The 24,976-nt window shown below is 66.9% G+C and carries 26 protein-coding genes, 1 tRNA gene and 1 pseudogene; 7 read left to right on the top strand and 21 right to left on the bottom strand.

The window, feature by feature from the left end; translation table 11 throughout:
* Window positions 1–95: 95 nt before the first annotated feature.
* The gene (gene rarD, locus ACZK4H_RS01260; protein WP_099551503.1) at window positions 96–992 is read right to left on the bottom strand and encodes an EamA family transporter RarD; all 897 of its coding nucleotides are present in this window, start codon (window positions 990–992) and stop codon (window positions 96–98) included.
* Window positions 989–1,894, bottom strand: a complete 906-nt coding sequence (gene yedA / locus ACZK4H_RS01255) for a drug/metabolite exporter YedA (protein WP_099551504.1) — start codon at window positions 1,892–1,894, stop codon at window positions 989–991. The genes rarD and yedA overlap by 4 nt, the downstream gene beginning before the upstream one ends.
* A 223-nt stretch (window positions 1,895–2,117) precedes the next feature.
* Between yedA and ACZK4H_RS01250 the strand changes: the two genes are divergently transcribed.
* The gene (locus ACZK4H_RS01250; protein WP_099551505.1) at window positions 2,118–3,452 is read left to right on the top strand and encodes an MFS transporter; all 1,335 of its coding nucleotides are present in this window, start codon (window positions 2,118–2,120) and stop codon (window positions 3,450–3,452) included.
* 183 nt (window positions 3,453–3,635) lie between these two features.
* On the opposite strand, the gene ACZK4H_RS01245 is transcribed toward ACZK4H_RS01250, so the two are convergent.
* From ACZK4H_RS01245 to ACZK4H_RS01230, 4 genes are all read right to left on the bottom strand, one after another.
* On the bottom strand, window positions 3,636–5,288 hold the full coding sequence (locus ACZK4H_RS01245; RefSeq protein WP_099551506.1) for a M28 family metallopeptidase: 1,653 nt from the start codon (window positions 5,286–5,288) through the stop codon (window positions 3,636–3,638).
* A gap of 105 nt (window positions 5,289–5,393) precedes the next feature.
* Window positions 5,394–6,326: an MBL fold metallo-hydrolase gene (locus ACZK4H_RS01240; protein ID WP_099551507.1), complete on the bottom strand. Its 933-nt coding sequence runs from the start codon at window positions 6,324–6,326 to the stop codon at window positions 5,394–5,396.
* A gap of 149 nt (window positions 6,327–6,475) precedes the next feature.
* Window positions 6,476–6,772 carry a hypothetical protein gene (locus tag ACZK4H_RS01235; RefSeq protein ID WP_099551508.1) on the bottom strand — a complete coding sequence of 99 codons (297 nt, stop codon included), beginning with the start codon at window positions 6,770–6,772 and terminating at the stop codon, window positions 6,476–6,478.
* Window positions 6,773–6,896: 124 nt separating this feature from the next.
* The gene (locus ACZK4H_RS01230; RefSeq protein WP_099551509.1) at window positions 6,897–8,189 is read right to left on the bottom strand and encodes a tryptophan--tRNA ligase; all 1,293 of its coding nucleotides are present in this window, start codon (window positions 8,187–8,189) and stop codon (window positions 6,897–6,899) included.
* A 108-nt stretch (window positions 8,190–8,297) separates the two neighbouring features.
* Between ACZK4H_RS01230 and ACZK4H_RS01225 the strand changes: the two genes are divergently transcribed.
* Entirely contained in the window at window positions 8,298–9,092 is a 795-nt protein-coding gene (locus ACZK4H_RS01225; RefSeq protein ID WP_099551510.1) for a hypothetical protein, read from the top strand.
* 72 nt (window positions 9,093–9,164) lie between these two features.
* On the opposite strand, the gene ACZK4H_RS01220 is transcribed toward ACZK4H_RS01225, so the two are convergent.
* The 5 genes from ACZK4H_RS01220 to ACZK4H_RS01200 all read right to left on the bottom strand — a co-directional run bounded on the left by ACZK4H_RS01220 (window position 9,165) and on the right by ACZK4H_RS01200 (window position 12,695).
* Window positions 9,165–9,386: a CsbD family protein gene (locus tag ACZK4H_RS01220; protein WP_004137109.1), complete on the bottom strand. Its 222-nt coding sequence runs from the start codon at window positions 9,384–9,386 to the stop codon at window positions 9,165–9,167.
* Between the two features lie 206 nt (window positions 9,387–9,592).
* The gene (locus tag ACZK4H_RS01215) at window positions 9,593–9,730 is read right to left on the bottom strand and encodes an entericidin A/B family lipoprotein (RefSeq protein WP_005407710.1); all 138 of its coding nucleotides are present in this window, start codon (window positions 9,728–9,730) and stop codon (window positions 9,593–9,595) included.
* Window positions 9,731–9,890: 160 nt separating this feature from the next.
* Complete coding sequence (rocF, locus tag ACZK4H_RS01210; RefSeq protein ID WP_094001609.1) at window positions 9,891–10,811, bottom strand: arginase; 921 nt, start codon at window positions 10,809–10,811, stop codon at window positions 9,891–9,893.
* A gap of 104 nt (window positions 10,812–10,915) precedes the next feature.
* A complete protein-coding gene (locus ACZK4H_RS01205; protein WP_099551511.1) occupies window positions 10,916–11,860 on the bottom strand; it encodes an ankyrin repeat domain-containing protein in 945 nt (314 codons plus the stop codon).
* A gap of 58 nt (window positions 11,861–11,918) precedes the next feature.
* Window positions 11,919–12,695 carry a DUF3011 domain-containing protein gene (locus ACZK4H_RS01200; RefSeq protein WP_099551512.1) on the bottom strand — a complete coding sequence of 259 codons (777 nt, stop codon included), beginning with the start codon at window positions 12,693–12,695 and terminating at the stop codon, window positions 11,919–11,921.
* Window positions 12,696–13,289: 594 nt separating this feature from the next.
* Here ACZK4H_RS01200 and ACZK4H_RS01195 point away from each other — a divergent pair.
* Window positions 13,290–13,692: pseudogene (locus ACZK4H_RS01195) on the top strand (hypothetical protein).
* 169 nt (window positions 13,693–13,861) lie between these two features.
* Here the strand turns inward: ACZK4H_RS01195 and ACZK4H_RS01190 are convergent.
* The 6 genes from ACZK4H_RS01190 to birA form a co-directional block, all read right to left on the bottom strand.
* Window positions 13,862–14,164: an addiction module antidote protein gene (locus ACZK4H_RS01190; protein WP_099551514.1), complete on the bottom strand. Its 303-nt coding sequence runs from the start codon at window positions 14,162–14,164 to the stop codon at window positions 13,862–13,864.
* Between the two features lie 58 nt (window positions 14,165–14,222).
* On the bottom strand, window positions 14,223–14,510 hold the full coding sequence (locus tag ACZK4H_RS01185) for a type II toxin-antitoxin system RelE/ParE family toxin (RefSeq protein WP_099551515.1): 288 nt from the start codon (window positions 14,508–14,510) through the stop codon (window positions 14,223–14,225).
* A gap of 183 nt (window positions 14,511–14,693) precedes the next feature.
* Window positions 14,694–14,769: transfer RNA gene (locus ACZK4H_RS01180), tRNA-Thr, on the bottom strand.
* A gap of 40 nt (window positions 14,770–14,809) precedes the next feature.
* Entirely contained in the window at window positions 14,810–15,664 is an 855-nt protein-coding gene (locus ACZK4H_RS01175; RefSeq protein WP_099551516.1) for an SPOR domain-containing protein, read from the bottom strand.
* Window positions 15,665–15,673: 9 nt separating this feature from the next.
* Window positions 15,674–16,405, bottom strand: a complete 732-nt coding sequence (locus ACZK4H_RS01170; RefSeq protein WP_099551517.1) for a type III pantothenate kinase — start codon at window positions 16,403–16,405, stop codon at window positions 15,674–15,676.
* Window positions 16,402–17,370 carry a bifunctional biotin--[acetyl-CoA-carboxylase] ligase/biotin operon repressor BirA gene (birA, locus tag ACZK4H_RS01165; protein WP_099551518.1) on the bottom strand — a complete coding sequence of 323 codons (969 nt, stop codon included), beginning with the start codon at window positions 17,368–17,370 and terminating at the stop codon, window positions 16,402–16,404. The genes ACZK4H_RS01170 and birA overlap by 4 nt, the downstream gene beginning before the upstream one ends.
* A 144-nt stretch (window positions 17,371–17,514) precedes the next feature.
* On the opposite strand from birA, the gene ACZK4H_RS01160 reads away from it, so the two are divergent.
* Together ACZK4H_RS01160 and ACZK4H_RS01155 are read left to right on the top strand one after the other, a co-directional pair.
* Window positions 17,515–17,793, top strand: a complete 279-nt coding sequence (locus tag ACZK4H_RS01160; protein ID WP_010486993.1) for a hypothetical protein — start codon at window positions 17,515–17,517, stop codon at window positions 17,791–17,793.
* Window positions 17,760–18,551, top strand: a complete 792-nt coding sequence (locus tag ACZK4H_RS01155; RefSeq protein ID WP_185959196.1) for a M90 family metallopeptidase — start codon at window positions 17,760–17,762, stop codon at window positions 18,549–18,551. Before ACZK4H_RS01160 ends, ACZK4H_RS01155 begins: the two co-directional genes overlap by 34 nt.
* 127 nt (window positions 18,552–18,678) lie before the next feature.
* Here ACZK4H_RS01155 and ACZK4H_RS01150 read toward each other — a convergent pair whose 3' ends face one another.
* From ACZK4H_RS01150 to dusA, 4 genes are all read right to left on the bottom strand, one after another.
* Window positions 18,679–20,103, bottom strand: a complete 1,425-nt coding sequence (locus ACZK4H_RS01150) for an ATP-binding protein (RefSeq protein ID WP_099551613.1) — start codon at window positions 20,101–20,103, stop codon at window positions 18,679–18,681.
* Between the two features lie 25 nt (window positions 20,104–20,128).
* Window positions 20,129–20,812: a response regulator transcription factor gene (locus ACZK4H_RS01145; protein ID WP_004136763.1), complete on the bottom strand. Its 684-nt coding sequence runs from the start codon at window positions 20,810–20,812 to the stop codon at window positions 20,129–20,131.
* A gap of 73 nt (window positions 20,813–20,885) precedes the next feature.
* On the bottom strand, window positions 20,886–21,260 hold the full coding sequence (locus ACZK4H_RS01140) for a hypothetical protein (protein WP_049431386.1): 375 nt from the start codon (window positions 21,258–21,260) through the stop codon (window positions 20,886–20,888).
* Window positions 21,261–21,473: 213 nt separating this feature from the next.
* Window positions 21,474–22,505, bottom strand: a complete 1,032-nt coding sequence (gene dusA, locus ACZK4H_RS01135) for a tRNA dihydrouridine(20/20a) synthase DusA (RefSeq protein WP_099551521.1) — start codon at window positions 22,503–22,505, stop codon at window positions 21,474–21,476.
* 221 nt (window positions 22,506–22,726) lie between these two features.
* On the opposite strand from dusA, the gene ACZK4H_RS01130 reads away from it, so the two are divergent.
* The gene (locus ACZK4H_RS01130) at window positions 22,727–23,146 is read left to right on the top strand and encodes a lysozyme inhibitor LprI family protein (RefSeq protein WP_239503727.1); all 420 of its coding nucleotides are present in this window, start codon (window positions 22,727–22,729) and stop codon (window positions 23,144–23,146) included.
* Between the two features lie 42 nt (window positions 23,147–23,188).
* Window positions 23,189–24,970 carry a peptidoglycan-binding domain-containing protein gene (locus tag ACZK4H_RS01125; RefSeq protein WP_099551523.1) on the top strand — a complete coding sequence of 594 codons (1,782 nt, stop codon included), beginning with the start codon at window positions 23,189–23,191 and terminating at the stop codon, window positions 24,968–24,970.
* The last annotated feature ends 6 nt before the right edge of the window (window positions 24,971–24,976 follow it).

Here is a 24,976-nt window from a genome sequence, read left to right as displayed (position 1 = left end):
CAGCCAACTCTCTCCTGGCTGTGGATGGAAGCAGAGCGGCGCCCCTCGGGGCGCCGCTCTTTTTTTGCACACGTATCAGTCGAACTGGCCCGGCGCTAGCGCTTGGCGCGCATCGTGCGGATGTTGTCGCCGACGAACAGGATCAGGCCGGCCCAGATCGCGGCGAAACCGATCGCCTTGGCGGTATCGAACGCTTCGTGGAAGAAGAACACCCCAAGCAGCAGCTGCAGGCTCGGCGCGATGTACTGCAGGATGCCGACCAGCGACAGCGGAATGCGCTTCACGCCGTACGCGAAGCCGATCAGCGGCACTGCGGTCACTGCGCCACCGAAGATCAGCAGCAGGTCATTGCGCCAGCCCCAGCCGTGGAAGAACGCGCCGCCATGGCCATTCTCGGCCCAGATCGCAAACGCCAGCGCCGGCAGGAACAGGTACAGGCTCTCCACGCCCAGGCCGGCCACCGGGTCGACCGAGACCAGCTTGCGCAGCAGGCCATACAGGCCGAACGAACAGGCCAGGCCCAGCGCGATCCACGGTGGCGTACCCGCGTCGATGGTCAGCCAGGCCACGCCCACCGCTGCCATCGCCACCGCCACCCACTGCAGGCGGCGCAGGCGCTCCTTCAGTACCAACACGCCCAGCAGCACGTTCACCAGCGGGTTGATGAAGTAGCCCAGGCTGGTTTCGATGACGTGGCCTGCATTGACCGCCCAGATGTACAGGCCCCAGTTGAAGGCGATGGTCAGGCTCGACACCAGCAGGATCGGCAACGCGCGCGGCTGCGCGGCGATCTTCTGCCACCAGCCCAGGCGCGAGCTGATCAGCAGCCAGCCCAGCACCATCACGGTGCTCCAGATGATGCGGTGGGCGATGATCTGGAACGAGGGCACCTCGTTGAGCAGGTGCCAGTACACCGGCACCAACCCCCAGATCACGAAGGTGGAGGCAGTGACCAGCAGGCCCCGGCGTTGTTCTTTCTCGTCCATGCTCATTTCTTTCGTGTCCTTGCCATTGTCAGTACCACCACACCCAGAAGAATCACCGCCATGGCGAGGAAGTCCCGCCATCCAAAGCGTTCACCATTCAATGCAGCACCCAGCAGCACGGCAATCACCGGATTGACGTACGCATAGCTGCCGGCCAGCGCCGGGCGCACGTTCTGCAACAGCCACACATAGGCGGTGAACGCGACGATGGAACCGAACACGCACAGGTAGGCCATCGCCAGCAGGCCGCCGGCATCGGGCAGCGTGGTCGGGCGCTCGCCAACCGCCAGGCCGATCAGCACCAGCAGCACGCCACCGCAGATCATCTGCCCAGCGGCGGTCATGAACGGGCCCGGCAGGTCCAGGCCACGTGACCACACCGAACCGAAGGCCCAGCCGATCGGCGCGATCAGCAGCAGCACCAGCCCGGTCGGCGAGGCGGTCAGGCTGCTGCCGGCATTGAGCCAGACCACGCCGGCAAAGCCGACCGCGATGCCCAGCCATTCACCCTTGCTGGCGTGCTGGCCGCGCAGCGCCGAGAACAGCGCCATCCACAGCGGCACCGAGGCCACCGCGGTGGCCGCCAGGCCCGAGGACACCTCACGCTCGGCCAGCACTACCATGCCGTTGCCCAGCACCAGCATGGTCACGCCCATCACCACCAGGTTGCGCCACTGCCGCAGGGTCGGGTTCGGCATCTTCCAGAACAGGCGCAAGGCCAGGAACATCAGGCCACCGGCAATGATGAACCGGCTGCCGGAAACCATCGTCAGCGGCAGCGCGCCGCCGTGCAGGGCCTTGGCGATGCCCAGGTAGGTCGAGCCCCAGACCACATAGACCAGCAGCAATGCCAGCGCGACAAGGCCACCCCGGGGGGCAGCCGCAGACGAAGAAGGGGGAGCCGACATGACACACCAGGGAGCCGGGGGAAGGCGGATTCTAGGACGTTTTGAGTATGGTCCGGGACCCCGGACGGTGGCACGCTGTCATCCATCCATGCACCCTGCTCTGGTCTGCTACCCCGTGTTGACGGCCGATGCAGTACCAAGAGGGCTGCCCGGCCGCGCCGCCCCAAGGCCGGGCGCCGTTTTCCCTGCGCACGGACGCGCCGCATCGAGGATTCCCACCCAGATGAGCACCACGTCCCAACCTGCCGTACCCGCAAACGACCGCGCCGCCCTGCGGCGGTCGATCTCCAACACCCTCAAAGGCTCCGCCGGCAACCTGGTGGAGTGGTATGACGTCTACGTGTACTCGGTGTTCGCCGTGTACTTCGAATCGCAGTTCTTCTCGCCGGACGACAAGAACTCCACCATGTACGTGTGGGCGATCTTCGCCGCGACCTTCCTGATGCGCCCGATCGGTGCCTGGTTCTTCGGCCGCTTCGCCGACCGCCACGGCCGCCGCCTGGCACTGACAGTCTCGGTCACGCTGATGGCGCTGTGCTCGTTCCTGATCGCCATCACCCCTACCGCCGCCAGCATCGGCATCTGGGCCGCCGTGATCCTGCTGTTCGCACGCCTGCTGCAGGGCTTCGCCACGGGCGGCGAGTACGGTGCCAGCGCCACCTACATGTCCGAGGCCGCCATTCCCGGCCGTCGCGGCTTCCTGTCTTCCTTCCACTACGTCACCCTGGTCGGCGGCCATGTGCTGGCCCAGCTGACCCTGCTGCTGATGCTGACCTTCTGGGGCAAGCCGGAGATCTCCGAGTGGGGCTGGCGCATCGCCTTCGGTATCGGTGGCATCGCCGCGGTGGTGGTGTTCTGGCTGCGCCGGGGCATGGACGAAACGATGGAAGAATCGTCGATCGAGGCCGCACGCGAGGGCAAGGCAAAGAAGTCCGGTTCGATGTACGAACTGTTCGTGCACCAGTGGCGTCCGCTGCTGCTGTGCTTCCTGATCACCGCCGGTGGCACCGTGGCCTTCTACACCTATTCGGTGAACGGCCCGAAGATGATCCAGAGCGCCTTCGCCGGCAACGACCCGATGACCGGCACCCTGATCAACCTGGGCGTGCTGGCGTTCCTGATGGTGCTGCAACCGGTGGGTGGCTGGCTGTCGGACATCATCGGCCGCAAGACTCTGCTGGTGTTCTTCGGCGTCGGCGGCGTGCTGTACAGCTGGTACCTGATCACCCAGCTGCCGCACCAGCATGACGCCACCCTGGCGTTCCTGACCCTGGCACTGGCCTTCGTCATCCTCACCGGCTACACCTCGATCAACGCGGTGGTGAAGGCCGAACTGTTCCCCACCCACGTGCGTGCACTGGGCGTGGGCCTGGGTTACGCACTGGCCAACTCGCTGTTCGGTGGCACCGCCCCGCTGCTGTACCAGGGCGCACTGAAGACCGGCCATGTCGACTGGTTCGCCATCTACGTCACCGCAACGATCGCGGTCTCGCTGGTGGTCTACATCTTCTTCCTGACCAACAAGGGCCCGAACTGGCTCGACGGCACCCGCAAGTAAGGGCGCTGCAGTGATCGCGGCCACCGGTGCAATGCCGGTGGCCGCTGCGTTTCCCGCCATCCCACGGATGTGGATCGCGGCAACGCTGGCCGCAGCCGAGCGGTAGTGCCGGCCGCTGGCCGGCAACGCCACATTCTTTCGGAAGGTTCATGAGGTTGCCGGCCAGCGGCCGGCACTACCCCGTCAGCGGCGGGCGGATTCGCTCTTGTCCCGCGTGCTGCGGAACTCCGATTCCTTTTCCCACGTCGGCCAGCGGCGGCTGTTGGCCAGCTCGGCACCCAGATCGTAGACCAGCAGGGTGTCAGCGGCGTGGCCGCTCGGGTCCCAGCTCGGGGTCCAGGCATCGCAGGCCTGGTGGTAGCAGTCGGCGAAGTACTTCTCGCGCAGCGCGCGGCCGGCTTCAACACCGCCGTCCAGCTTGTCCAGGCCCGGGCCGATGGTGATCGCCGGCACGCCCAGACGGGCGAAGGCGAAGTGGTCGGCACGGTAGAAGAAGCCGGCCTCCAGGTTCGGGTCCGGGCTGTAGCTGCGGCCGCGGGCCTTGGCCACGCGTTCCAGATCGCCTTCCAGCGAGACCCGGCCCTTGCCCCACGAGGCGATGTCACGGGTCGCGCCATCCGGGCTGAACATCTCGATGTTCAGCACCGCAGCGGTCTTGTCCAACGGCGCCAGCGGGTGCGCGGCGTAGTAGCTGGCGCCCAGCAGGCCCTTCTCTTCGGCGGTGAGGGCCACGAAGTACAGCGTGCGCTGCGGCTGCGGGCCGGCGGCGAATACGCGGCCCAGTTCCAGCACCGTGGCCACGCCGGTGGCGTTGTCGATCGCACCACGTCGGATGCGGTCGCCCTTGGCATCGGCCTGGCCGATACCGAACGCATCCCAGTGCGCGGAGAAGATCACGGCCTCGTCAGCATGTTCTCCACCGGGCAGCTTGGCCACCACGTTGCGGGTCACCACCTGCTCGCGCTTGAGCGCCAGATCCACGCTCAGCTTCGCGTTGTCCAGTGCCACCGGGCGGAAGTCGGCACGCATCGCCTTGCGCTTCTCGGCATCGAAGTCGAGGCCAGCGTCGGCGAAGATCGCCTCGGCCAGCTCGCGCTGCATCCAGCCGCGCAGCGGCGTGTGCTGGGCCATTGCTTCGGCCTGGCCGCGCTCGATGTCGAACAGCGGCGAGGTGCCCGAGCTCTTCACCGTGGCCCAGCCATACGCAGCCGGCGCGGTCTCGTGCACGATCAGCACGCCTTCGGCACCACGGCGTGCGGCTTCCTCGAATTTGTAGGTCCAGCGGCCGTAGTAGGTCACCGCCTTGCCATCGAACGCGCCCGGTGTATCGGCCTCGAAATCGGCGTCATTGATCAGCACGACGGCGATCTTGCCGTGCAGGTCCACGTCCTTGTAGTCGTTCCAGTGGCGTTCCGGGGCGTCGATGCCATAGCCGACGAACACCAGCGGCGCATCCTTGATCTGCACGCGCTTGCGCGGCTGCAGGCTCTGCAGGGTCACGTCCACACCGTTGGCCAGCGCGCGCTTGCCCTGCTTCAGCGACAGGCTGGCCTTGGCCGCACCATCCAGCTGGGCGCGCACCAGCGGCACCGGCTGCACCCAGCTGCCGTCCACGCCGCCCGGCTGCAGGCCATAGCTGCGGAACTGCTCGATCAGGTACTGCACCGTGCGCTCTTCGCCCTCGGTGGCCGGCGCGCGGCCCTCGAATTCATCCGACGCCAGTACACGCACGTGCCGCGACAGTGCCTGCGGATCGATGCCGCCACCCGGCAGGTCGTTGGCCGCATGGGCCAGGCCACCGACGAACAGGCAGGACGACAGCAGCAACACGCGCATCGGATTCACGGCAGTACCACGGCAGGCTTGGAAGTCACCAGAGTGTAACGTGGTCGTGACATCGCGGTGCAGCGTGGACTTGCGTCATCCACGCATGGCGTGGATCTACCGACGGATGCGGTCCAGCCAGCAGGCCAGGCCCTGTGCGTTCAGCTCGATGTCCATCGACAGCACGGCGGTCACCGCCGCCTGGTCCAGCGCACAGCCATGCTGTTGCGCACGCTCCAGGTACAGCGCCTGCAACGCGGCCAGCAAGCAGCGGTGGCGGTCCGGCCGACCATCGCACTGGCGGCCGATGGTCGCCATCGCATCGATCTGTTCGAACAGGTCGTTGGCCAGTTTCTCCACTTGCTCCACACGTCCGTAGTGGGTCAGGTACATCGCCTGCGGCGTGTAATCGAGCATGCGCCGGATCGAGACCTTCATCGCCTCCGGATCGAACTGCACCGGCGACGAGGTCGGGAAGATGAAAGCGCCCTGCGCACTGTCCAGCTCGCGGTAGGAGATGCCAAACGTATCGCCAGTGAACCAGCTGCGGCTGCGCGCATCCCACACGCAGTAGTGGTGCAGCGCGTGACCCGGTGTGTGCAGCAGCAACAGCTCGCGGCCGGCCAGGTCGATGCGGTGGCCGTCTTCAGCCACCACCACGCGCTGCTCCGGAATCGCCTCGATGCGACCATAGCTGCGGGCGATTTCCTCGGCACCATAAACGGCGGTCGCACCGGCAATCAGCCGGGCCGGGTCGATCATGTGCGGCGCACCGCGCGGGTGCAGCACCGCCTTTGCGTTCGGCAGCTGCTGCATCAGCAGGCCAGCGCCGCCGGCGTGGTCCAGGTGCACGTGGGTCAGCAGCAGCCAGTCGACCGCGTCCACACCCAGGCCGGCGTCCGCCAGCGCCTGCAGCATGGCCGGCACTGACAGCCCGGTGCCGCAGTCGACGAAGGCCGCGCGACCGTTTTCAACGATCAGGTAGGCCGCGTCGAAATCAGGACGCTGGAAGCCGGTATCGATGGTGTGGATGCTGGGGTCGGCGGTCATCGGCACGCACCTGGCAGGATCGGGAACAGACCTCCATGGTAGGCGCGCGGGCGGCCCGGGTTCGATGCGGCTTTGGTCGGGTAGTGCCGGCCGCTGGCCGGCAACTGCATTCAACTGGCTACCCCGAGGTTGCCGGCCAGCGGCCGGCGCTACCGGTCCAACCAGCGCGGCCGCAGCAGCAACGCCAGCACCAGCACCGCCAGGAACGCGCCGTAGGCGTACAGCACCGCCAGCACCTGTGGCCAGATCGGGCCGGCGCCGGGCTGCACCACGCCGATGCGGAAGCCCCACAGCATCGACACGATGCTCAGGGCGAAGGCCAGCACCAAGGTGGTGGTATCGAACAGGCGCCGCCGCGCGGTGCGCGGCTGGCGCGGGAACAGCCAGTACAGGCTGCCCAGCAGCAGGAACCAAGGCAGGAACAGCAGCAGCGACAACCAGGCCATCGCAGACTCCATGTCATCGCGCCTGAGGCGCGTGGGCATCATGCCATGGGCGCAATGCCCTGGTAGTGCCGGCCGCTGGCCGGCATGTCCCGTGCCCTTGCCGGCCAGCGGCCGGCACTACCCGTCATTCGGCGCGCAGCACCGCCAGGGCCGCCAGCACCGCGTCCACTTCGGCGTCCAGCTTGAACAGCTCGCTCTGCAGCTGATCGCCCTGCTCGGCCTGCTTGATCACCGCGATCAACTGGCCGGCATCGCGCGGCGAATCGAAGCCTTCGCTCTGGATCAGCAGCGTGCCGTCACCGGCGGTCAGCTTGAAGTAGAAGCGGCCGTCCTTTTCGCGGTACTGCTTGAACAGTGGTGGTGCCACGCGGGCAACGCCGGCATCCTCGCTGGCGATATCGCCCGCAGTGGACAGGTCACGCAGGCCCACGGCATGACGCAGCTCGTCCAGCAGCGGTGCCGCCAGCTGCTCGCGCAGCTGCTGGCCACGGCGCTTGAGCAGCGCTTCAATCTTCTCCGGCTCGGCCATCAGCGCGTTGTAGCGCTCGCGCAGCGGTGCAAGCTCGCTGTCGATGCGCTCGAACAGCTGCTGCTTGGCATCGCCCCAGCTGATGCCGGCGGCGAACGCCTTTGCGAATTCCGCCGTCTGTTCCGGGGTGGCGAAGGCCTGGTACATCTGGAACAGCGCCGAGCCTTCGGTGTCCTTCGGCTCGCCGGGTGTGCGCGAGTCGGTCAGGATCGAGAACACCAGTTTCTTCAGCTCCTCGCGCGGCACGAACAGCGGAATGGTGTTGTGGTAGCTCTTGCTCATCTTGCGGCCATCCAGGCCCGCCAGCGTCGCCACCTGCTCGTCGATCACCACGTCCGGCAGCGGGAAGTACTCCTTGCCGTACACGTGGTTGAAGCGCTGGGCGAAATCGCGCGCCATCTCGATGTGCTGGATCTGGTCACGGCCCACCGGTACCTGGTTGGCCTTGAAGATGAGGATGTCGGCGGCCATCAGCACCGGATACATGAACAGGCCGGCGCTGACGCCTGCGTCCTCGTCCACGCCTTCCTCGCGGTTCTTGTCCACCGCCGCCTTGTAGGCGTGCGCGCGGTTGAGGATGCCCTTGCTGGCGATGGCGGTCAGGAACCACATCAGCTCGGTGGTCTCGCGGATGTCGCTCTGGCGGTAGAACCACACGTGTTCCGGGTCCAGGCCGCAGGCCAGCCAGCTGGCCGCGATCTCCAGGGTCGCGCGCTGGGTGCGCTGCGGGTCCTGGGACTTGATCAGGCTGTGCAGGTCGGCCAGGAAGAAGAAGCTCTCGATCCCCGGAGCGCGGCTGGCGGCGATGGCCGGACGGATGGCGCCAACGTAGTTGCCCAGGTGGGGCGTGCCGGAGGGGGTGATGCCGGTAAGGACTCGGGTCGTCATGACTGCGTGGGGTAACCTTCGATGAACGGGGCCAGTTTACCTTGCACGCCACCAACCCCGTCAGGGCCTGCGGCGCGTTCATTCACGCAACCCCGCTGGAGACGCCCGATGAAACGCCTGCTGCCCCTGCTGCTGATCCTGCCCCTGGCCGGTTTCCGCCCGGCCCCACCCCCGCCACCGGTGTACACGGGCGGCCCGGTGCGCATGGCCCTGGTCGACCGCGACCGCGGCACCGAACTGCGCAGCTACCCCGCCGAGGGCCAGCGTTGGGTGGCCGGTGAGCGCGGCCACCGCTACGCCGTGCGCCTGTACAACGACAGCCCGCGCCGGGTGCTGGTGGTGCTGTCGGTGGACGGCATCAACGCCATCTCCGGCGAAGATGCCGATCCCTCGCAGACCGGCTACGTGCTCAACCCCGGCCAGCGCGCCGACATCACCGGCTGGCGCAAGAGCCAGGACGAAGTGGCGCAGTTCGTGTTCAGCAGCCCCAGCGGCAGCTATGCCAGCCGCACTGGTCGCCCGGACAACATCGGTGTGGTCGGCGTGGCGGTGTTCGAGGAAGCCCGCCGTTGGTACCCGCAGCCGATCCTGCGCCGTGGCCTGCCAGCACCCGCCCCGGCGGCCGAAGCAGCGGCCGATGCCAGTGCCAGCCGTATCGAGGGTTACGCCAGCAAGTCGCAGGCGCCGGCGCTGGGTACCGGCCACGGCGCACGCGAGCAGTCCTCGGTGCGCGATACCGACTTCGAACGCGCCAGCCGCAGCCCGGCGCAGGTTCTGCAGCTGCGTTACGACAGCGCCCGCAACCTGCGCGCACGCGGCATCCTGGTGGATTCGCCGTCGCGCCTGCCGCGCGAACCACAGGCGTTCCCCAACCGCTACGTGCCGGACCCGCCAGCGCGCTGATCGCCCGTCCAGACAGCACAACGCCCGCAACCTCACGGTGCGGGCGTTGTGCTGTGGGGGAAACCGTAGCGCTTACTTGTAGTCCGGGTAGTCCTTGCTCACGCTGTCCTGGAACTCACGCACTTCCTTCTCGGCGCGGTCCTTGGCCCAGCCATAACGTTCCTGCAGGCGACCGGCCAGATACTCGGCATTGCCTTCGGCCACATCGAAGTCGTCGTTGGTCAGATCGCCCCACTTGGCCTGGGCCTTGCCCTTCAGCTGCGACCACTTGCCGGAAATGATGTCTTTGTTCATTGCTGGGAATCCTCGGCTGCAACGGCGTTCTTACCGTGGCCCCAGCTTCGCGCGGCGGCTGTTGAGTGCCGGTCAACCGGCAATGAAATAGATGCTCACCTGCTTGAATGGTTCACTACGCTTCGACACATGCGCTGCAGAAGACGCGCAACAAAAAAGGCCGGGGGAAGTCCCCGGCCTTTTTCGCTTTCCGTTCCACTTCAGGCTCAACGGCCCTTGGCGGCATCCTCAACCTTCTCGCCAGCCTTCTGCACGTCCTTGCCGGCACCGGCAACGGTGTTGCAACCGGCCAGCAGGGCCACCGAGAACATCGACAACAGCATCAGGGCAACAACGCGCTTCATGGGCTTCTCCTTGGGTTCGCCGCTATACCGCTTCATTCGCGGATGGGGTTCGGTCGCTCGGCGGAAGAAGCCAATGCCACTGCCGCCGCGTGAAGTGCAATCTGGCGGCAGGGGCGTGGAGCGGGCGTGAACGGATCAGAGATCCGTTCAGGCGGAGCCGTCAATCGCGCATCAGGGTGGACTTGCCGAACAGGCTTTCGACCAGGTCCACGGCCAGTTCGGCGGTGGCATTCTGCTTGTCCAGCAAGGGGTTGAGTTCAACGATGTCCAGCGAGCCCATGCGCCCGGTGTCGGCGATCATCTCCATCACCAGCTGCGCCTCGCGGTAGTTCACCCCGCCCGGCACCGTGGTGCCGACGCCCGGCGCGATGCTCGGGTCGAGGAAGTCCACATCGAAGCTGACATGCAGGTGGGTGTTCTCGTCGATGCCGGCCAGCGCCGCCTCCACGGTGCGCTTCATGCCGTTCTCGTCGATGTAGCGCATGTCATAGACATCCACCTTGTGGGTCTTGATCAGGCGCTTCTCGTCCGGGTCCACCGAGCGGATGCCGATCTGGTGCATCTGCGCCGGGGTGATCGCAGGCACGGTGCCACCGAGGCGGGTCAACGCATCGGGGCCAAGGCCGCACAGGCAGGCCACCGGCATGCCGTGGATGTTGCCCGACGGGGTCACGTCGCTGGTGTTGAAGTCCGAATGCGCATCCAGCCACAGCACGCGCAGGGTCTTGCCCTGCTCGCGGCACCAGCGTGCCACGGCAGTGATCGAACCGATGCCCAGGCAGTGGTCGCCACCGAGCATGATCGGCATGCGGCCGGCCTGCAGTTCGGCGTAGCTGGCTTCCATCAGCGCGTGGTTCCACGCCACCACTTCATCCAGGTGGCGGTAGCCTTCCACCGGTGCGGTCCACGGGTTACGCGGACCATCCAGGTTGCCCAGGTCGCGTACGTCCACCCCGCGCGCCTCCAGCGCCTCCGGCAGGCCGGCCACGCGCAGCGCTTCCGGCCCCAGCCGTGCACCGCGATGGCCCGCACCTACATCGGTGGGAACGCCAATCAGGGATACGGAGATGGGATGGGCCATGGGTGCCTCCTGCGAACGAAAAAGAAGCACAGTCTAGCCAGAGGGATGTGACACCACTCGCGGCGGTGCAGCAGGGCGGGGTTCGTGTCCAGGGTCCTTTCACACTAGAGGATGGCTGCCGCCCAGGTCTCGATGTGGAACACACGCTTCTTCCGCAGGTCGATCCGCCACCGCCCACCCATACGCTTGAGTACGAACAGATGTTCGTAACGAAGGGAACGCGCCTTCTGAGGGTCGTCGCGTACCAGCACCTCGGCCCTCGAGACCGTCGGCATCGCAACTGACACCAAGAGATCCTCCGGTACGTACCGCGGGGGGTTCCCGACCGAAACGCCGGTCGAATAGACCCGTTTGCGGTTGGTACACCAGGCGGCAAGGATGTCCGCTTTCTCCTGTTGGAAGCCCGAGCTGAGCAGAAGTCTGCCGCCGGCACGGGAATCCTTGTAGCCACGCGTTTCCCACTCGTGATAAGCCAACAAGTATCCACGCACCACCGACGCGGGCTCACCTCCGGCGTCGGGCTGGGGCCACTCCAGTGGTGGCGCTTCTACCTGGGCGGGCGGGAGCTGTGCACCTGCCGCCTTCAAATGCACCACCACATCTGCGTGGTTGCGGGCGTCAGCCATCACCAGCGCATTGCGTCCAGAAAAATCCAGTGGTTCCACAGCGGCACCGCGGTCCAGCAGAAGCTCGACCATCGTTAGATGCCCACCTGAAGATGCCAACATCAGCGGCGTGTGCCGCGACTTCGGCGAAGCGGTGTTCACCGAGGCACCGCGCTCGATCAAGAGGCGCCCGATCTCAACATTGCCTCGCTCTGCAGCCCAACTCAGCGCGGTGTAGCCAAGTGCACTGCAGGAATGCTGGATGTTGGCACCGCGATCCAGCAGCCGCACCACTGCGTCCTTCTTCCCTGCGATTACGGCCGAAAGCAACGGAGTGCGTCCAGTACCCTTGTGCTGCCACTCGATATCGGCACCAGCATCCAGCAGGGCGTCGATACGGTCGAGGTCCTGCTTCTCAGCGGCCTTGGCCAGAAGATGGGACATGAAGTTGCTGCCAGACGGAAGTACGGGCGGCCACCATAGGACGGCGGGTGCGGCGAACTCAACCCCCGCGGCGGCGCAGCGGGGTCACGCTCTGCACTTCGCCATTGTTGCGCATCATGCACAGGTAGCGGCCATCGGGGTAATCAATGATCAGCTCTTGGTAGTCGCTGCCCACCGGCACCTGGGTCACCACCGCGCCCTGCGCGCCCTTGCGCAGGTTGCAGGCGCCCAGCGCGCTGTCACCAGTTGGGGCTGAATACGACATTCGCGAGGTATTGCGGAACACCGCCCGGCACCCGCCATTGACCCACACCGAATGCCGCGACAGGCCCCAGTTCTGGCCCTGCTCGCAGCGGGTGTGGCTGATCTGGCGAGCGACTTCCACGTTGCCGCGCGTGTCCATCTCGCACGACACCTGGCGCTGGTCGGTGGACTCGCAGGTGACTTCGCGCGGCAGCGCCGCACCTTCATCGTCACTGTCATCGTGGCGGCGGTGGTCGTGCCGCTCGCCCGCCACCGGTGCACCGCCGCCGCTGACCTGGCAGATGCCATTGGCGCCGCCTCGTCCGGTGTAGCTGATCTGCGGCGTGCCGTCCTCGTTGCTGCTGATCGACAGCGTGATGCCACTGTTGGCATCGCGTGCTTCGAAATAGCGGTCATTGAAGCGCTTCAGCGTGGCCTCGCGGCCCTGCACGTAGACCGGCCCGCCATCGTCGGCGTGCACATCGATGCCGCCCGGGCAGCTGGCGTTGAAGAACGGCACGGCGGCCATGGCCGGAGTAGCGAAAGCGGTGGACAACAGTGCGACGGTGAGCGACAGGGCATGGCGACGCATGAGCGGATCCCGAAGGGGCCCAGGATGGGCGTGTGGCGCCAGTATGCGGTGGAGCGCTGCGGGCTGTCCGTGAGGAATATCAAGATCCGGGTAGCGCGCGTGGGGATTCATGTCTGGCAGGGTGTTCTGGAAGCCCTGCCGGGGAAGTCAAGCCAGCTTTACTTCCTGGGTCATGACGGGCCGTGCAACAGCAATGACGCACCAGGATTCATCGTTGGTTGCAGCCCCGCGCGAAATGTCGCTTCTGGCATTGCGATGCTCGAAATGGGCCAAACGCGATAATTCATTTTTCCTTTTGGATCACCCGATGCCATCGAAACAAACGACTGGCAGGCGGTGATTTCACGTGCGCATGATGAATCGCCACCTGCAAGGGTGGCCGGGACTTCCAAGCCCGTGTTGTCAACGATGTATACGCTTGCCAGCCGGCGTCGTCCTCCCAAGTACGGCGCCGGCTGGCAGTCCGTTCGCCGATCGACGGCGGGCGGTGCGTGGGGGCCTCGTGCCCGCCGATTCGTTGACCCGGTCTTGGAAGCCACGCATCGCCCGCCACCCTCTTCGGGTGGCACCTCTGTTCCTGACGAGGATGCCCGCATGCCCAAGGCCCATCACCCGTACCTGACCGCCACCCTGGGCGAGGCTGCCCTGCGCCTGCCTCCCGAACTGGCGCAGCCGTTGGAAGCTGCGTTCGCTGCCGCGAACGAGGCGCCCGCGCCGATCAACCTGCCCGGATGCCTGCAGCGCATCCGGGCCGGTGACGCCGCCGATGGACAGCCGTGGCAGGGGTCGTCAAGCACGCCCGGCCAAGCGGTCGCCGCCGCGCGCAGGGATCGTGCCGCGGTGGGTTTGGTGTCGCTGCTGGAGCTGCACCACGCCAATGAGCGCGTTCGCGTGGATGGGGAAGAGAAGGACGATATCGGCGACGGTGCGCGCGAAGGGTTGATGCTGGCCTGCCGGGGGGCTGGCGGAGTATGTGGCGTTGCAGGTACGTAGCTGAGGCTGCGTTGGCAGTGTCAGCGGCGTTGATCGAAGAATCTGCCCACGTCATGCATTGAGCTGACTCACCGGCTTCGTACGAAGAAGCCGCCGAAAGGCGGTTTTTTCATGTTCGTTCCACCGCCTTCGCCACCGGCGCCGTGCTGACATATCAAGATCGGCGCGTGTGCTTATGCTGCGCTGGCATGCAGGCGTACACCCAAGGCGCGGGTCACTTTGAGGATGGTCGCAAAATCAGGGCTGCGCTCGCCCGACAGTGCGCGATACAGGCTCTCCCGCGACAGGCCTGCCGCACGCGCGACCTTGCTCATGCCCTGGGCGCGCGCGATATCGCCAAGTGCCTTGGCAATGAACGCAGAATCGCCATCGCTTTCTTCGATGCAGGCATCGAGATAGGCCGCCATCTCCTGCGGTGTGCGAAGGTGCTCGGCCACATCAAATGCTTTGAGTTCGACTTTCTTCTTGGTGGCCATGATGGGACAGCTCCTGTACTTCGGTATTGAGTCGTTTCACCTACAGCCCGTTCGACGCTTACAGGGCACGCGCAATCTCTTTGGCCTTCTCGATATCGCGTTGCTGTGAACCCTTGTCGCCGCCAGCCAGCAGAATCACCCACTGCCTGCCGCGCTGGGTGTAGTACACGCGGTAACCTGGTCCCACATCGATGCGCAGTTCGGAAACGCCATCGGCCAGATAGCGGTGATCGCCCAGATGGCCTTCGCTGAGCCGACCGATGCGGGCCAGGATGCGAGCGCGTGCGGTTACGTCCTTGAGAGCGTCAATCCATGTCGCGAACTGACGGGTACGCTGGATCTTCATGGAGGACTGTAGCCTACCGGCTACACCCTTTCAACCATGAGGAACTCGCTCTGGGAAATGCACAGCCATGGATCGCGCGCCAAATGGCAGATCAGCAACGAAAGAAGGAAGAAGACGCGACAGGGAGCAATGCTCGACCAACGACCGTGCCGCGGCTGTGCGGGCACAACGACAGTTGCTTGATGGTGCCGCTTATCCGAATCGAACGGATGACCTACTGTTTACAAGACAGTTGCTCTACCAACTGAGCTAAAGCGGCAAGGTTGGATCACCGGCGGCAGTGCCGCGGTCCGGGGATTCTAGCGCAACCTTGCGCATTCCAGCGACCGGCTCTGTGCCGCGCCGCTGCGCTGCTGGGCCTGCGCCGGCTGCGTACCCGCCGCCAGCTGCCCTTCCAGCCACCATTGGCCAGCGTCGCCGCTGGCCACCAGGCGCGGCTGGAAGCCGGCGGCCTGCACGGCGGCCATGCGGCGCTCGGCGCCTTCGCGGTTGCGGTACTGGCCCAGCGCCACGGCGTTGGCGTCCTCGCCCTGGCTGATGATGTAGTAGTCGCTCAGGCCGGCGGCGACGATGCGCTTCACCGTGGCCTGGGCCTCTTCGCGGCTGGCAGCCGCCGGCAGCATCACCCGGTAACGGGCACTGCCGCTGGCAGCGGGCTGTTCGCGCAGGCGCACCTGGCTGAGCAGCGTGCTGGCCTTGCCCTGCGCGCTGGTCGCGGCGGCTCGGTCGGCAAATGGGCCCAGCGCGACGCAGCGCGGCGGTTCGGCAGCCACGGGCGGGGTTGCGGGTTTTTCTGGCGCCGGGGCGGCTGCAGGCGGTGTTACCGGCTTGGCAGCGGCAGCAACCGGCGTAGCCTCAGCCACCTGCGACTTGGCAATTTCCGGCTTTGCCGGCACGGCCGTCGCGGGTGCAGGCGTCGCAGCCACTGCGGTCTTCGCGGCCGGTTCGCGCTCCATCAGCGGTGCAGTCGGGGCGGCGGCGGATACCTCGGCTGCGGCATTGGCATCCACGCCACCGCGTACCCAGCGCAGCTCGGCGACGCCAGCCGGTTGCGGCGCAGGCGCAGGCCTCTGCGGTGCATCGCGCAGCAGCCACCAGCAGGCGACGCCAAGATTGAGGATGGCCAGTACGACGATCAGGGCACGGGTCAGCATGCGCGGATACTAGCCTGCGGGCTGGTGCACCGCCCAGCGGGCGAGGCCATCCAGCACCAGCGACGGGTGGTAGTCGGCGCCGGGCAGCAACGGCATCAGCGCCGGTGCGCCGCCACCGTGCACCAGCAGCGACGGTGCCACGCCCAGCAGCGCATGCGCCTGTTGCGCGCTGCGTTCGACCAGCGCCACCGCGGCGCCATCGCAGCCGGAGGCCAGCGCGTCGGCGGTGTCGTTGGCGAATTCGCTGTAGTCGCCGCCGCTCGCGGGCAGCTGCACTGCACGCGCGTGCAGTGCTTCGCGCATGGTGGTGGGCGATGCGGAGATGCGGCCACCGTGGTGCTGGCCGTCGGCGTCGAGCAGATCAATCGTCAGTGCGGTGCCCACGCCCACCACCAGCACCGGGCGCTGCGCCTTGGCAGCGGCCAGCAGGGCCAGGAAGCGGTCGACGCCGAACTTTTCCGGCCTGGCGTAGGCGATGCGCACACCGGCGCATTCGGCGCTGGTGCGTACCACGTGCACGTGCGCGAAGCGACGCTGCAGCTGGTCCAGCATGGCGCTGGTCAGCGACGGTGCGGCCACGCTGGCCACGAACGCGGTGGTGCCGCTGGGCAGGCTGTGCGGCGGCTGCCCGGCCATGCCTTCGGCGCCATGTGCCCAGGCCTGCACGTCGCCGGCACGGTCACCCTGCAACGGCGCGAACTTGAAGCGCGAGTTGCCGAGGTCGAACAACCAATCGCTCATGCCGCCCTCACGCTGACTTCGCCGGCGTGCAGCAGGCGTTCCTGGCCATCGATGCGCACGCGCAGTGCGCCGTCATCGGCCAGGCCGAGTGCGGTGCCGTGCTGCCACTGTCCATCCAGCTCCACCCGTACTTCGCGGCCGGCCAGCATGTCGAAGGCAGCGTAGCGCGGCAGGAATGGAGCGAGGCCTTCGCGATCGAATTCTTCCAGCGCCGGCAGCAGGCGCGCCAGCACGGCAGCAACGACCACGTTGCGGTCCACCGGCTTGCCAGCCAGCGTGTCCAGATCCACCCATGGCTGAGTGATCTGCTCGGCGAACGACGGCGGCATGTGCGTGTTGATGCCGATGCCGATCACCGCGCGCGCCGGGCCGGCATATTCGCCACCGCCCTCGGCCAGCAGGCCGACCAGCTTGCGTCGGCCATCAACGATCAGATCATTCGGCCACTTCAGCTGCGCCTGGGTAAACCCCAGATCGTGCAGCGCTTCGGCCACGGCGATGCCGGCCACCAGGCTCAGCCCGGCCAGGCGGCCGAGGCCACCGGAGTAAAGGCGCAGCACCGACAGGTAGACGTGCGCTGCCAGCGGCGAGGCCCAGGTGCGGCCGCGGCGCCCCCGGCCACCGGTCTGGCGTTCGGCCAGCAGGACGCTCACCCCGCGCTGGGGCGCGCTGCAACGCAGCAATTCGGCGTTGGTCGAGTCCACTGTCCAGGCCACCTGCAGGTCATGCAGCAGGGCCTGGGCGTCGGCGGGAAGGCCGGCGCGGATCGCGGCCGGGTCCAGCAGATCGACCGGCCGGGTCAGGCCATAGCCCTCGCCAGCGCGGCCCTCGATGTCCACACCGGCGGCTCTAAGTCCTTGAATACGCTTCCAAATGGCCGCCCGGGTCTGGCCCAGCTCACGGGCCAGGGCGTCGCCGGAGAGGCGACCGGCAGCGAGTTTGGCCAGCAATTGGCGGTCGTCCACGGCAGCTTCCACGAAGTCAGGACGGAATTATGCGGGAAAGCTGCCAACGACGCCCGCCACGCTGGGTTCCGCGAGGGCTTCCAACGGGGCGCCGGGTTCGGGCTAGAATCGGGAACTCACCTTCCCTTAACGTGGATGTCGTCAATGCGCCGTTATGCCCATTGCCTGATCCTGCTGACGATGCCCTTCGCGGCGTCTGCGACGGCAGCGCTGGACGACAGCCGTGGGGCCTGCGTGTCCTCCAACGGCGATGCCGCCTCGCAGCGCGCACCCACCGCCAGCGCATCGGCCGCCAGCACCAAGGCGGCACCGGTACGCCCGGCGGCCAGCACCACCACCGGCGGCGGTGGTAGCGACGACGACATGCTGCCGCGCATCCGCGCGCCGAAGTGGCACAGCTACCTGCCGGGAATGTTCCGCTGATCAAGTCGTTGCTGCAGTGGCTGCGGCCTGCGCCGCGGCCGATCGACGATGCACTTTGGGAAGACGCCTGCCAACGCGCGGCGTGGCTGCGCGGCCTGGACGACGAACGCCGCGCGCGCCTGCGCGAGCTGGCCACGCGCTTCCTGCACGAGAAGACCATCACCCCGATCGGTGATCTGCAGTTGCAGGCCGGCGATGGCGTGCTGCTGGCCGCGCTGTGCTGCCTGCCGCTGCTGGAGTTCGGCAAGGTGGGACTGGAGGGCTGGTCGCAACTGGTGATCTACCCCGACGCGTTCCGCGTGCACCGCAGCCACATGGATGCGGCCGGCGTGCTGCACGAGTGGGATGACGAGCTGATCGGCGAGTCGTGGGACAGCGGTCCGTTGATCCTGTCCTGGGCCGACGTGCAGGCCGACCTGGCCGCGCCGCACGAGGGCTACTGCGTGGCGGTGCACGAGATGGTGCACAAGCTGGATGCGCTGGATGACGCGATGGACGGCACGCCGCCGCTGCCGCGCGAATGGCAGCGCGAGTGGGCCGCCACCTTCCAGCGCGCCTACGACGCCTTCTGTGCGCAGGTGGACGCAGGCGAAGAAACGCTGATCGATCCGTATGCGGCCGAAGCACCGGAAGAGTTCTTCGCGGTGGCCAGCGAGTATCACTTCTCGGCGCCGGATCTGCTGCAGCAGGCGTTGCCGGAGGTGGCCGCGCAACTGCGGCGGTTCTATGGCGAGCCGCCGAAGATCGAAATACGGTAGTGCCGGCCGCTGGCCGGCACCCTGGCAATGCCACCGAAGATCATGAGGTTGCCGGCCAGCGGCCGGCACTACCGGAACAGCACGCGTTGTTGCGCCAGGCGATGCCCGGCGGACGGGAACGCGCGGCTCAAGGCCCCGGCGGCAGGCGCACTTCGAAACGGGCGCCGCCCAGTTCGCTGGAACGGCCGACGGCCAGTTCGCCGCGGTAATCCTTGATCAGGTCCTGCACGATCGACAGGCCGATGCCGTGGCCCTGCACGCGCTCGTCGCCACGCACGCCACGCTGCAACACCTTGCCGATGTCGTCCGGGGCAATGCCCGGACCATCGTCGTCCACCGCCAGCAGCAGGCCCGCACGACGGGCGTTCGGTGCCGGCAGCGGCTGCGCGGTCAGCAGCACGCGGCGACTGGCCCACTTGAAGGCATTTTCCAGCAGGTTGCCGAGCAGTTCCTGCAGGTCGCCCGGTTCGCCATGGAAGCGCGCGGCCGGGTCGATGTCGAACTCGCACAGCACGCCCTTGGAGGCGTAGACCTTTTCCAGGCCACGTACGATTTCCTCGGCGTTGGACTCGATCGGCAGCGGTGCGGAGAACAGCTTGTGGCCCGATGATGCGGCACGTGCCAGCTGGTAGGAGACCAGGTTGTTCATGCGCTGCAGCTGTACGTCCAGTTCCTCGCGCAGCGCGCCATCGCCGGCGCCGCTGTCCATCTGCGTGCGCAGCACGGCGATGGGCGTCTTCAGGCTGTGTGCCAGGTCGGCCAGGGTGTTGCGCTGGCGCTCGAGGTTCTCGCGCTCGCTTTCAATGAAGGCGTTGATGCTGTCGGTCAGCGGTTCCAGCTCGCGCGGGTGGCGCTCGCTCATGCGCTCGGTCTCGCCGCGCTGCACCTTGGTGAGCTCGGTGATCACCCGACGCAGCGGGCGCAGGCTCCACTGCAGGATGACGGTCTGCAGCAGCAGCAGGATCAGGCCGATGCCGCCCAGGTAGAACCAGACACGGCCGCGGAACACGCGCAGCTGCGCACCCAGTGCGCGCGAGTCTTCCATCACGTAGATGGTGTACGGGAATTCGGTGGCCGGGTCGGCGTCGGCGTCCCACACCAGGCCCAGGCCATAGCGGTACACCGAGCCCTGGCTGCCGTCGATCTGGATCATCGGCAGCGGGCCTTCGAACACTTCCTGGCGCGGCGCCAGCAGGCCGCCGCCGACGGTGGGCAGCATCGGGCCTTCGGCGGACATCGAATTGCCCTTGCCGTGCGGCATCACCACCTGCAGGTACAGGCCACTGCCCGGCACGTCGAAGCGCGAATCCGGCGGCTGCTCGCGGATGTACAGCGAGCGGTCGCGGGTGAAGTCGATGCCGGCCGCGTAAGCGGTGGCGTAGTTCTTCAGGCGCTCACGCAGGTTTGCCTTCGCCGTATCGGCGAAGGCGGCGTCGAGCGCGTAACCGGCCAGCGCCAGGAACGCGACCAGGCCCACGGACGCGGCAAGCATCTGGCGCGCCTGCAGGGAGCGCGGCCGCCAGCGTCGGAAGAACCACAGACGGCCGGACATCATGGTCTCGCCAGGCTGAGCCGGCTCAGCCCTCGTTGCGCGGAATCGCGAAACGGTAGCCGCGACCGCGCACGGTCTCGATCGGCTTCAGTTCGCCATCCGGGTCCAGCTTCTTGCGCAGGCGACCGATGAACACTTCCAGCACGTTCGAGTCGCGGTCGAAGTCCTGCTGGTAGATATGCTCGGTGAGGTCGGCCTTGGAGACCAGTTCACCGGCATGCATCATCAGGTACTCCAGCACCTTGTACTCGTAGCTGGTCAGGTCGACATTGCTGCCGGCCACGCTGACGGTCTGCGCGGCGAGGTCAAGGGCAACCGGGCCGCATTCCAGGGTCGGCTTGCTCCAGCCGGCGGCGCGGCGCAGCAGCGCGTTGACGCGGGCCAGCAGCTCCTCCACATGGAACGGCTTGACCAGGTAGTCGTCGGCGCCCTGCTTCAGGCCCTCGACCTTGTCCTGCCAGCTCGAACGTGCGGTCAGGATCAGCACCGGGAACTTCTTGCCTTCGTCACGCAGGGCCTTGATCAGCTCCATGCCCGACATCTTGGGCAGGCCGAGGTCGATGATGCCGACATCGAACGGAACTTCGCGCCCCATGTAGAGGCCTTCCTCGCCGTCCTGCGCAGCATCGACGGCAAAGCCTTCGCGCTTGAGCCGGGCTGCCAGGGTCTCACGCAGCGGGGCTTCGTCTTCGACCAGAAGGATACGCATGAACTCTCCCTAGTGTCCTGGGTGTGGCCCGGAGGCCTGTGGGGTACGGGTTGATAGCGACAACTATCCCTGTTCAGGGGTTATCGCCGCGTAGTGATGACATATCCGACCGCGGCGTGCGCGGCTGTGAACGCGACGGTGCAGGGTCGTCCATGTAGCGGACCCGGCCCCGGTCGTCCATGTACTTCACCCGGTTGATGTCACGACCATCGAACGGCACGCGCTCGGCGCCGAGGATGTGGCCGCCGGTGGTGCGCTGCACGCGGCGCACGGCATCGGACAGCGAACGCTCGTCGCCACGGTTGCCACGCTCGCCCCGCTCCATCATCTCCGCCCGCCCCTGGTCGCCGCGCGGCGGCTGTTGCGCCAGCGCCGACGACAGCGGCACAGCCGACAGCACCACGCAGGTGGCGAAGGCAATGCGGCGATGGAAGGGAGCGGAAGACATCGATGCGATCCTAGCCGAGCTCGGCGATTCGTTCAAAAGTCGTAAATCCGGGAGCCGGGTTCGGGACCCGGCGCTTTACAATTCCTTTGCAAATTCTTGGTTTGGGGCGGTGAATCCGGTCTGAACTTTTCCGGCCTCGCCCCTGCGTTGTTCAGCTAAGTGAACATTCGGGACGAATCGGCGCGCCTTGTCAAGCCAGGAGTGTGACCGTTATCACGCTGCAGCACGATCCGCTTCGCGTTCGGTGACCGCCAGCGCCTGCTCGACCAGGGTCCAATCGGCGCCTGGGCGGTGTGCACCCTCGCTCAGCACCTGGCGGAACGCGCGGCCACCAGGTTGGCCGTGGAACAGGCCGAGCAGGTGGCGGGTGATGTGCTTCAGCGCCAGGCCTTCGCCCAACCGCGCTTCCACGTAGGGGCGCAGCGCGCGCAGCAGATCGCCACGGGCCTGCAGCGGGGCGCCTGTGTGCAGCGCCTCCAGCTGATGCAGCAGGTAAGGGTCGTGGTAAGCCGCGCGGCCCAGCATCACGCCGTCGACGTGCGGGGCCTGCGCCTGTACCGCCTCGATGCTGGCCAGGCCGCCATTGATCACCACCGGCAGCGCCGGGCGCTCCTGCTTCAGGCGGTAGGCCCAGTCGTACTTCAGTGGCGGAACCTCGCGGTTCTCCTTGGGCGACAGGCCCTTCAGCCACGCATTGCGCGCGTGCACCACCACCATCGCCGCGCCGGCGGCGACCTGGCGGTCGACGAAGGCGGCGAACACGTCGTAGTCGTTGTCCTCGTCCACGCCCAGGCGGCACTTCACCGTCACCGGGATGTCGACCGCATTGACCATGGCCGCCACGCACTCGGCCACCAGCACCGGTTCACGCATCAGGCAAGCGCCAAAACGCCCGGCCTGCACGCGGTCGGATGGGCAGCCGCAGTTGAGGTTGACCTCGTCATACCCCCACTCGGCGGCGATGCGCGCAGCCTGCGCCAGCAGGGCCGGATCGCTGCCGCCCAACTGCAGCGCCAGCGGCTGTTCGCTGCGATCGAAGCCGAGCAGGCGCTCGCGATCGCCGTGGATGACCGCGTTGGCGTGCACCATTTCCGTGTACAGGCGTGCGCCCGGCGCCAGCACGCGATGGAACACGCGGCAATGGCGATCGGTCCAGTCCATCATCGGGGCAACGGACAGGCGCAGGGAATCGGCGTAACGGGCGGTGGCGGACGTCATCGGGGTGTTGATCGTGGAGACTGGCATTGCCAGTGAGATCAATAGTTTACACCGGGTGGCTGAATGGCAGCGGGTGGCGCCCGGATACCGCTGCAGCGCCCCCGGCCCGAGGGCCGTACGCAGACCGGACGGCGCCCACCCGCAATGACGGGCAACCGGTCACAGTTGTCGCGATTCGTTGACGACGACGAAATATTGACGCCGTTATAGTCCAGCGCTCGCAATGGATTGGACGTGTGGAGCAGATGATGCAGCACAAGCGTTTGAGCAGGACCCTCGCCACCGCGCTGGCCGTCGCCACCCTGGCCATCGGCACGGCAACCGCAGCACCGGCGGCCACCGGGCTGAGCCCGACCTTCACCACCTGCCGTGACAAGGCGCAGGGTGCGGTCGAGCAGGCCGCCTGCCTTACCTCGGAAAGCGCGCGCCAGGACCAGCGCCTGAACCAGGCCTACCGCCAGCTGCAGGCAAAGCTGAGTGGCGCGAAGAAGACCAAGCTGGTGAATGCCCAGCGCGCGTGGCTGCAGTCGCGCAGCCGCGATGGAGAACTGGATACCGCGCTCTACGACGATTCGCAGCCCGGCAACCTGCAGGGCGAGCTGAACGATGTGATGCGCCTGAGCGCGCGTGCCGACCAGCTGCAGAAGTATCTCCAGCTGCTGGACTGACCCATGAGGGGCACACCCTCTGACTGCACAAGGATGTAAGACATGCCAACCAACATCGATACCCACGATCTCGATGCCACCTCCGGCGCCGTGTATTTCGCCGTCGGCCGTGGCACCGAAGGTGGCCCCGCCTCCTACCATCTGGCCATCGCCGGCATCACCCAGGGCGTGACCGAACCGCACTGGGGCACGGTGAACAAAGTCGCGCAGAACAGCGGTTACAGCCTGGGCGCGATCCAGGTCGACTTCGGCCAGCGTGGCGAATGGGCGCTGGGCGCCATCGACGGCCATGCACTGAAGGCCGGCGAAACGACCTATGTCGACGCCGTGATCGATCAGGCCAGCAGCTATGCCAAGGCGCACAACCTGCCTTTCACCCAGGACCACGCCGACCTGCGCCGCGACCTGCTCAGCCACGGCAATGGCCTGAGCGGGCGCAGCTCGATCCAGTTCATCGATACCAACACGCGCGACAGCATCAACGCCTGGGCCGGTTCGGCCGAGGGCAAGCAGTGGATCCACGCCAACATCGACTACCCGCAGGTGCGCAACGCCACCCGGATCGGCATGACGATGGTGGACGCACACGGCAGCGGCATCGCCGAGGAAAACCGCTTCGAAGCCATCAGCCTGATCGCCAAGACCGCCAACCAGTTGCCCAGCCAGCTGCCCAAGCTGCAGAAAGTGCTGGAAGACGGCGGTGACTACGAGGCGCTGCGCGCCAAGGCCGGGCAGATCCGCGAAACCTACCAGTACTTCGATGCGCCCAAGGCCGGCGACATCGCCGTGCGCTACGAGGACGCGTATGCCAACAACAAGGACGCAATGGACCGCGCCCATGCCAAGGTCAGCAGCCGCGACTACTCGCCTGCCGGTGAGCACAACGACGCCGATATCCAGGTGGCGCTGGGCCAGATCGGCGCACCGCGCCAGCAGGCCGGTTCGCAGACGTTGAAGGAAGGGTCCAGCGGCCGTGATGTGCTGAAGCTGGAAAGCAACCTGGTCACGCTGGGCCATGCCAGTGCTGACGGCCAGCAGACGCTGAATCCGGACCGGCGCTTCGATGCCACTACCCGCAAGGCGGTGGAAGACTTCCAGCGCGAGCACAATCTCGACCCGGTGGACGGCAAGGCGGGCCCAGCCACGCTGGCCGCGATCGACCGTGACGCGCGCGAACTGCAGGGCAACCTGGCCGCGCTGGGGCTGACCGACGCCAAGGGCCAGGCCATCAGCAGCGACGGCTATCTGGGCAGCGGCAGCCGCCACGCGATCAACACCTTCCAGCAGCAGCATGGCCTGCCTGCGACTGGCATCGCCGATGCGGAGACCCGCCAGGCGCTGGCCAATGAAGTGCAGCAGCGTGCGCAGGGACAGGGCAACACCCCGGAACAGCAGGCAGCGGCCGAGCCAGCGCGCGAGACGGTGTACCCGATGTCCGACCCGCGCAGCCCGCAGAACTGGCTGTACACCGAGACCCTGGTGCAGGTGAAGTTCGCCGAGGAAGCGCGTGGCCTGCCCTCCGGCGAGCACAGCGAGAAGCTGGCCGCTGCGCTTACCGTGGAAGCTGCGCGCGCCGGCCTGTACCGGGTTGATCGCGTTGAGCTGAACCAGGATGGCTCGATGGCGCGCGCGGTGCAGGCCAATGCACTGCATGACGAAAGCGCGTTGAACCGCAATACCGCGCCGGTATCGACCGCTGACGCGATGCGCCAGAGCGTGCAGGAGAACAGCGAGCGGGCCTTGCAGGTGAGCGATCAGCAGCGCGAGCAGCAGAAGATCGACCAGCAGACCCAGCAGCATGGGCCGCGGGCCATGATGGCGTAAGGAATA

It is taken from the genome of Stenotrophomonas sp. 78350_Sma (assembly GCF_056482105.1).
The sequence above is the reverse complement of the archived record's forward strand: the minus strand, read 5'-3'. Positions and strand labels throughout refer to the sequence as shown.

What these genes read in the sequence shown, in the direction of transcription:
- ACZK4H_RS01140 (WP_049431386.1), bottom strand. Translation starts at nt 21,260, where the DNA reads ATGTCTTCCGCTCCCTTCCATCGCCGCATTGCCTTCGCCACCTGCGTG.
- ACZK4H_RS01170 (WP_099551517.1), bottom strand. Translation starts at nt 16,405, where the DNA reads ATGAGCGATTGGTTGTTCGACCTCGGCAACTCGCGCTTCAAGTTCGCG.
- ACZK4H_RS01145 (WP_004136763.1), bottom strand. Translation starts at nt 20,812, where the DNA reads ATGCGTATCCTTCTGGTCGAAGACGAAGCCCCGCTGCGTGAGACCCTG.
- ACZK4H_RS01185 (WP_099551515.1), bottom strand. Translation starts at nt 14,510, where the DNA reads ATGAAGATCCAGCGTACCCGTCAGTTCGCGACATGGATTGACGCTCTC.
- ACZK4H_RS01225 (WP_099551510.1), top strand. Translation starts at nt 8,298, where the DNA reads ATGAAACGCCTGCTGCCCCTGCTGCTGATCCTGCCCCTGGCCGGTTTC.
- ACZK4H_RS01245 (WP_099551506.1), bottom strand. Translation starts at nt 5,288, where the DNA reads ATGCGCGTGTTGCTGCTGTCGTCCTGCCTGTTCGTCGGTGGCCTGGCC.
- ACZK4H_RS01240 (WP_099551507.1), bottom strand. Translation starts at nt 6,326, where the DNA reads ATGACCGCCGACCCCAGCATCCACACCATCGATACCGGCTTCCAGCGT.
- ACZK4H_RS01175 (WP_099551516.1), bottom strand. Translation starts at nt 15,664, where the DNA reads ATGCTGACCCGTGCCCTGATCGTCGTACTGGCCATCCTCAATCTTGGC.
- ACZK4H_RS01160 (WP_010486993.1), top strand. Translation starts at nt 17,515, where the DNA reads ATGCGCCGTTATGCCCATTGCCTGATCCTGCTGACGATGCCCTTCGCG.
- ACZK4H_RS01150 (WP_099551613.1), bottom strand. Translation starts at nt 20,103, where the DNA reads ATGTCCGGCCGTCTGTGGTTCTTCCGACGCTGGCGGCCGCGCTCCCTG.
- rarD (WP_099551503.1), bottom strand. Translation starts at nt 992, where the DNA reads ATGAGCATGGACGAGAAAGAACAACGCCGGGGCCTGCTGGTCACTGCC.
- ACZK4H_RS01125 (WP_099551523.1), top strand. Translation starts at nt 23,189, where the DNA reads ATGCCAACCAACATCGATACCCACGATCTCGATGCCACCTCCGGCGCC.
- yedA (WP_099551504.1), bottom strand. Translation starts at nt 1,894, where the DNA reads ATGTCGGCTCCCCCTTCTTCGTCTGCGGCTGCCCCCCGGGGTGGCCTT.
- ACZK4H_RS01190 (WP_099551514.1), bottom strand. Translation starts at nt 14,164, where the DNA reads ATGGCCACCAAGAAGAAAGTCGAACTCAAAGCATTTGATGTGGCCGAG.
- ACZK4H_RS01215 (WP_005407710.1), bottom strand. Translation starts at nt 9,730, where the DNA reads ATGAAGCGCGTTGTTGCCCTGATGCTGTTGTCGATGTTCTCGGTGGCC.
- ACZK4H_RS01200 (WP_099551512.1), bottom strand. Translation starts at nt 12,695, where the DNA reads ATGCGTCGCCATGCCCTGTCGCTCACCGTCGCACTGTTGTCCACCGCT.
- ACZK4H_RS01220 (WP_004137109.1), bottom strand. Translation starts at nt 9,386, where the DNA reads ATGAACAAAGACATCATTTCCGGCAAGTGGTCGCAGCTGAAGGGCAAG.
- ACZK4H_RS01235 (WP_099551508.1), bottom strand. Translation starts at nt 6,772, where the DNA reads ATGGCCTGGTTGTCGCTGCTGCTGTTCCTGCCTTGGTTCCTGCTGCTG.
- ACZK4H_RS01205 (WP_099551511.1), bottom strand. Translation starts at nt 11,860, where the DNA reads ATGTCCCATCTTCTGGCCAAGGCCGCTGAGAAGCAGGACCTCGACCGT.
- ACZK4H_RS01130 (WP_239503727.1), top strand. Translation starts at nt 22,727, where the DNA reads ATGCAGCACAAGCGTTTGAGCAGGACCCTCGCCACCGCGCTGGCCGTC.
- ACZK4H_RS01250 (WP_099551505.1), top strand. Translation starts at nt 2,118, where the DNA reads ATGAGCACCACGTCCCAACCTGCCGTACCCGCAAACGACCGCGCCGCC.
- ACZK4H_RS01230 (WP_099551509.1), bottom strand. Translation starts at nt 8,189, where the DNA reads ATGACGACCCGAGTCCTTACCGGCATCACCCCCTCCGGCACGCCCCAC.
- dusA (WP_099551521.1), bottom strand. Translation starts at nt 22,505, where the DNA reads ATGCCAGTCTCCACGATCAACACCCCGATGACGTCCGCCACCGCCCGT.
- rocF (WP_094001609.1), bottom strand. Translation starts at nt 10,811, where the DNA reads ATGGCCCATCCCATCTCCGTATCCCTGATTGGCGTTCCCACCGATGTA.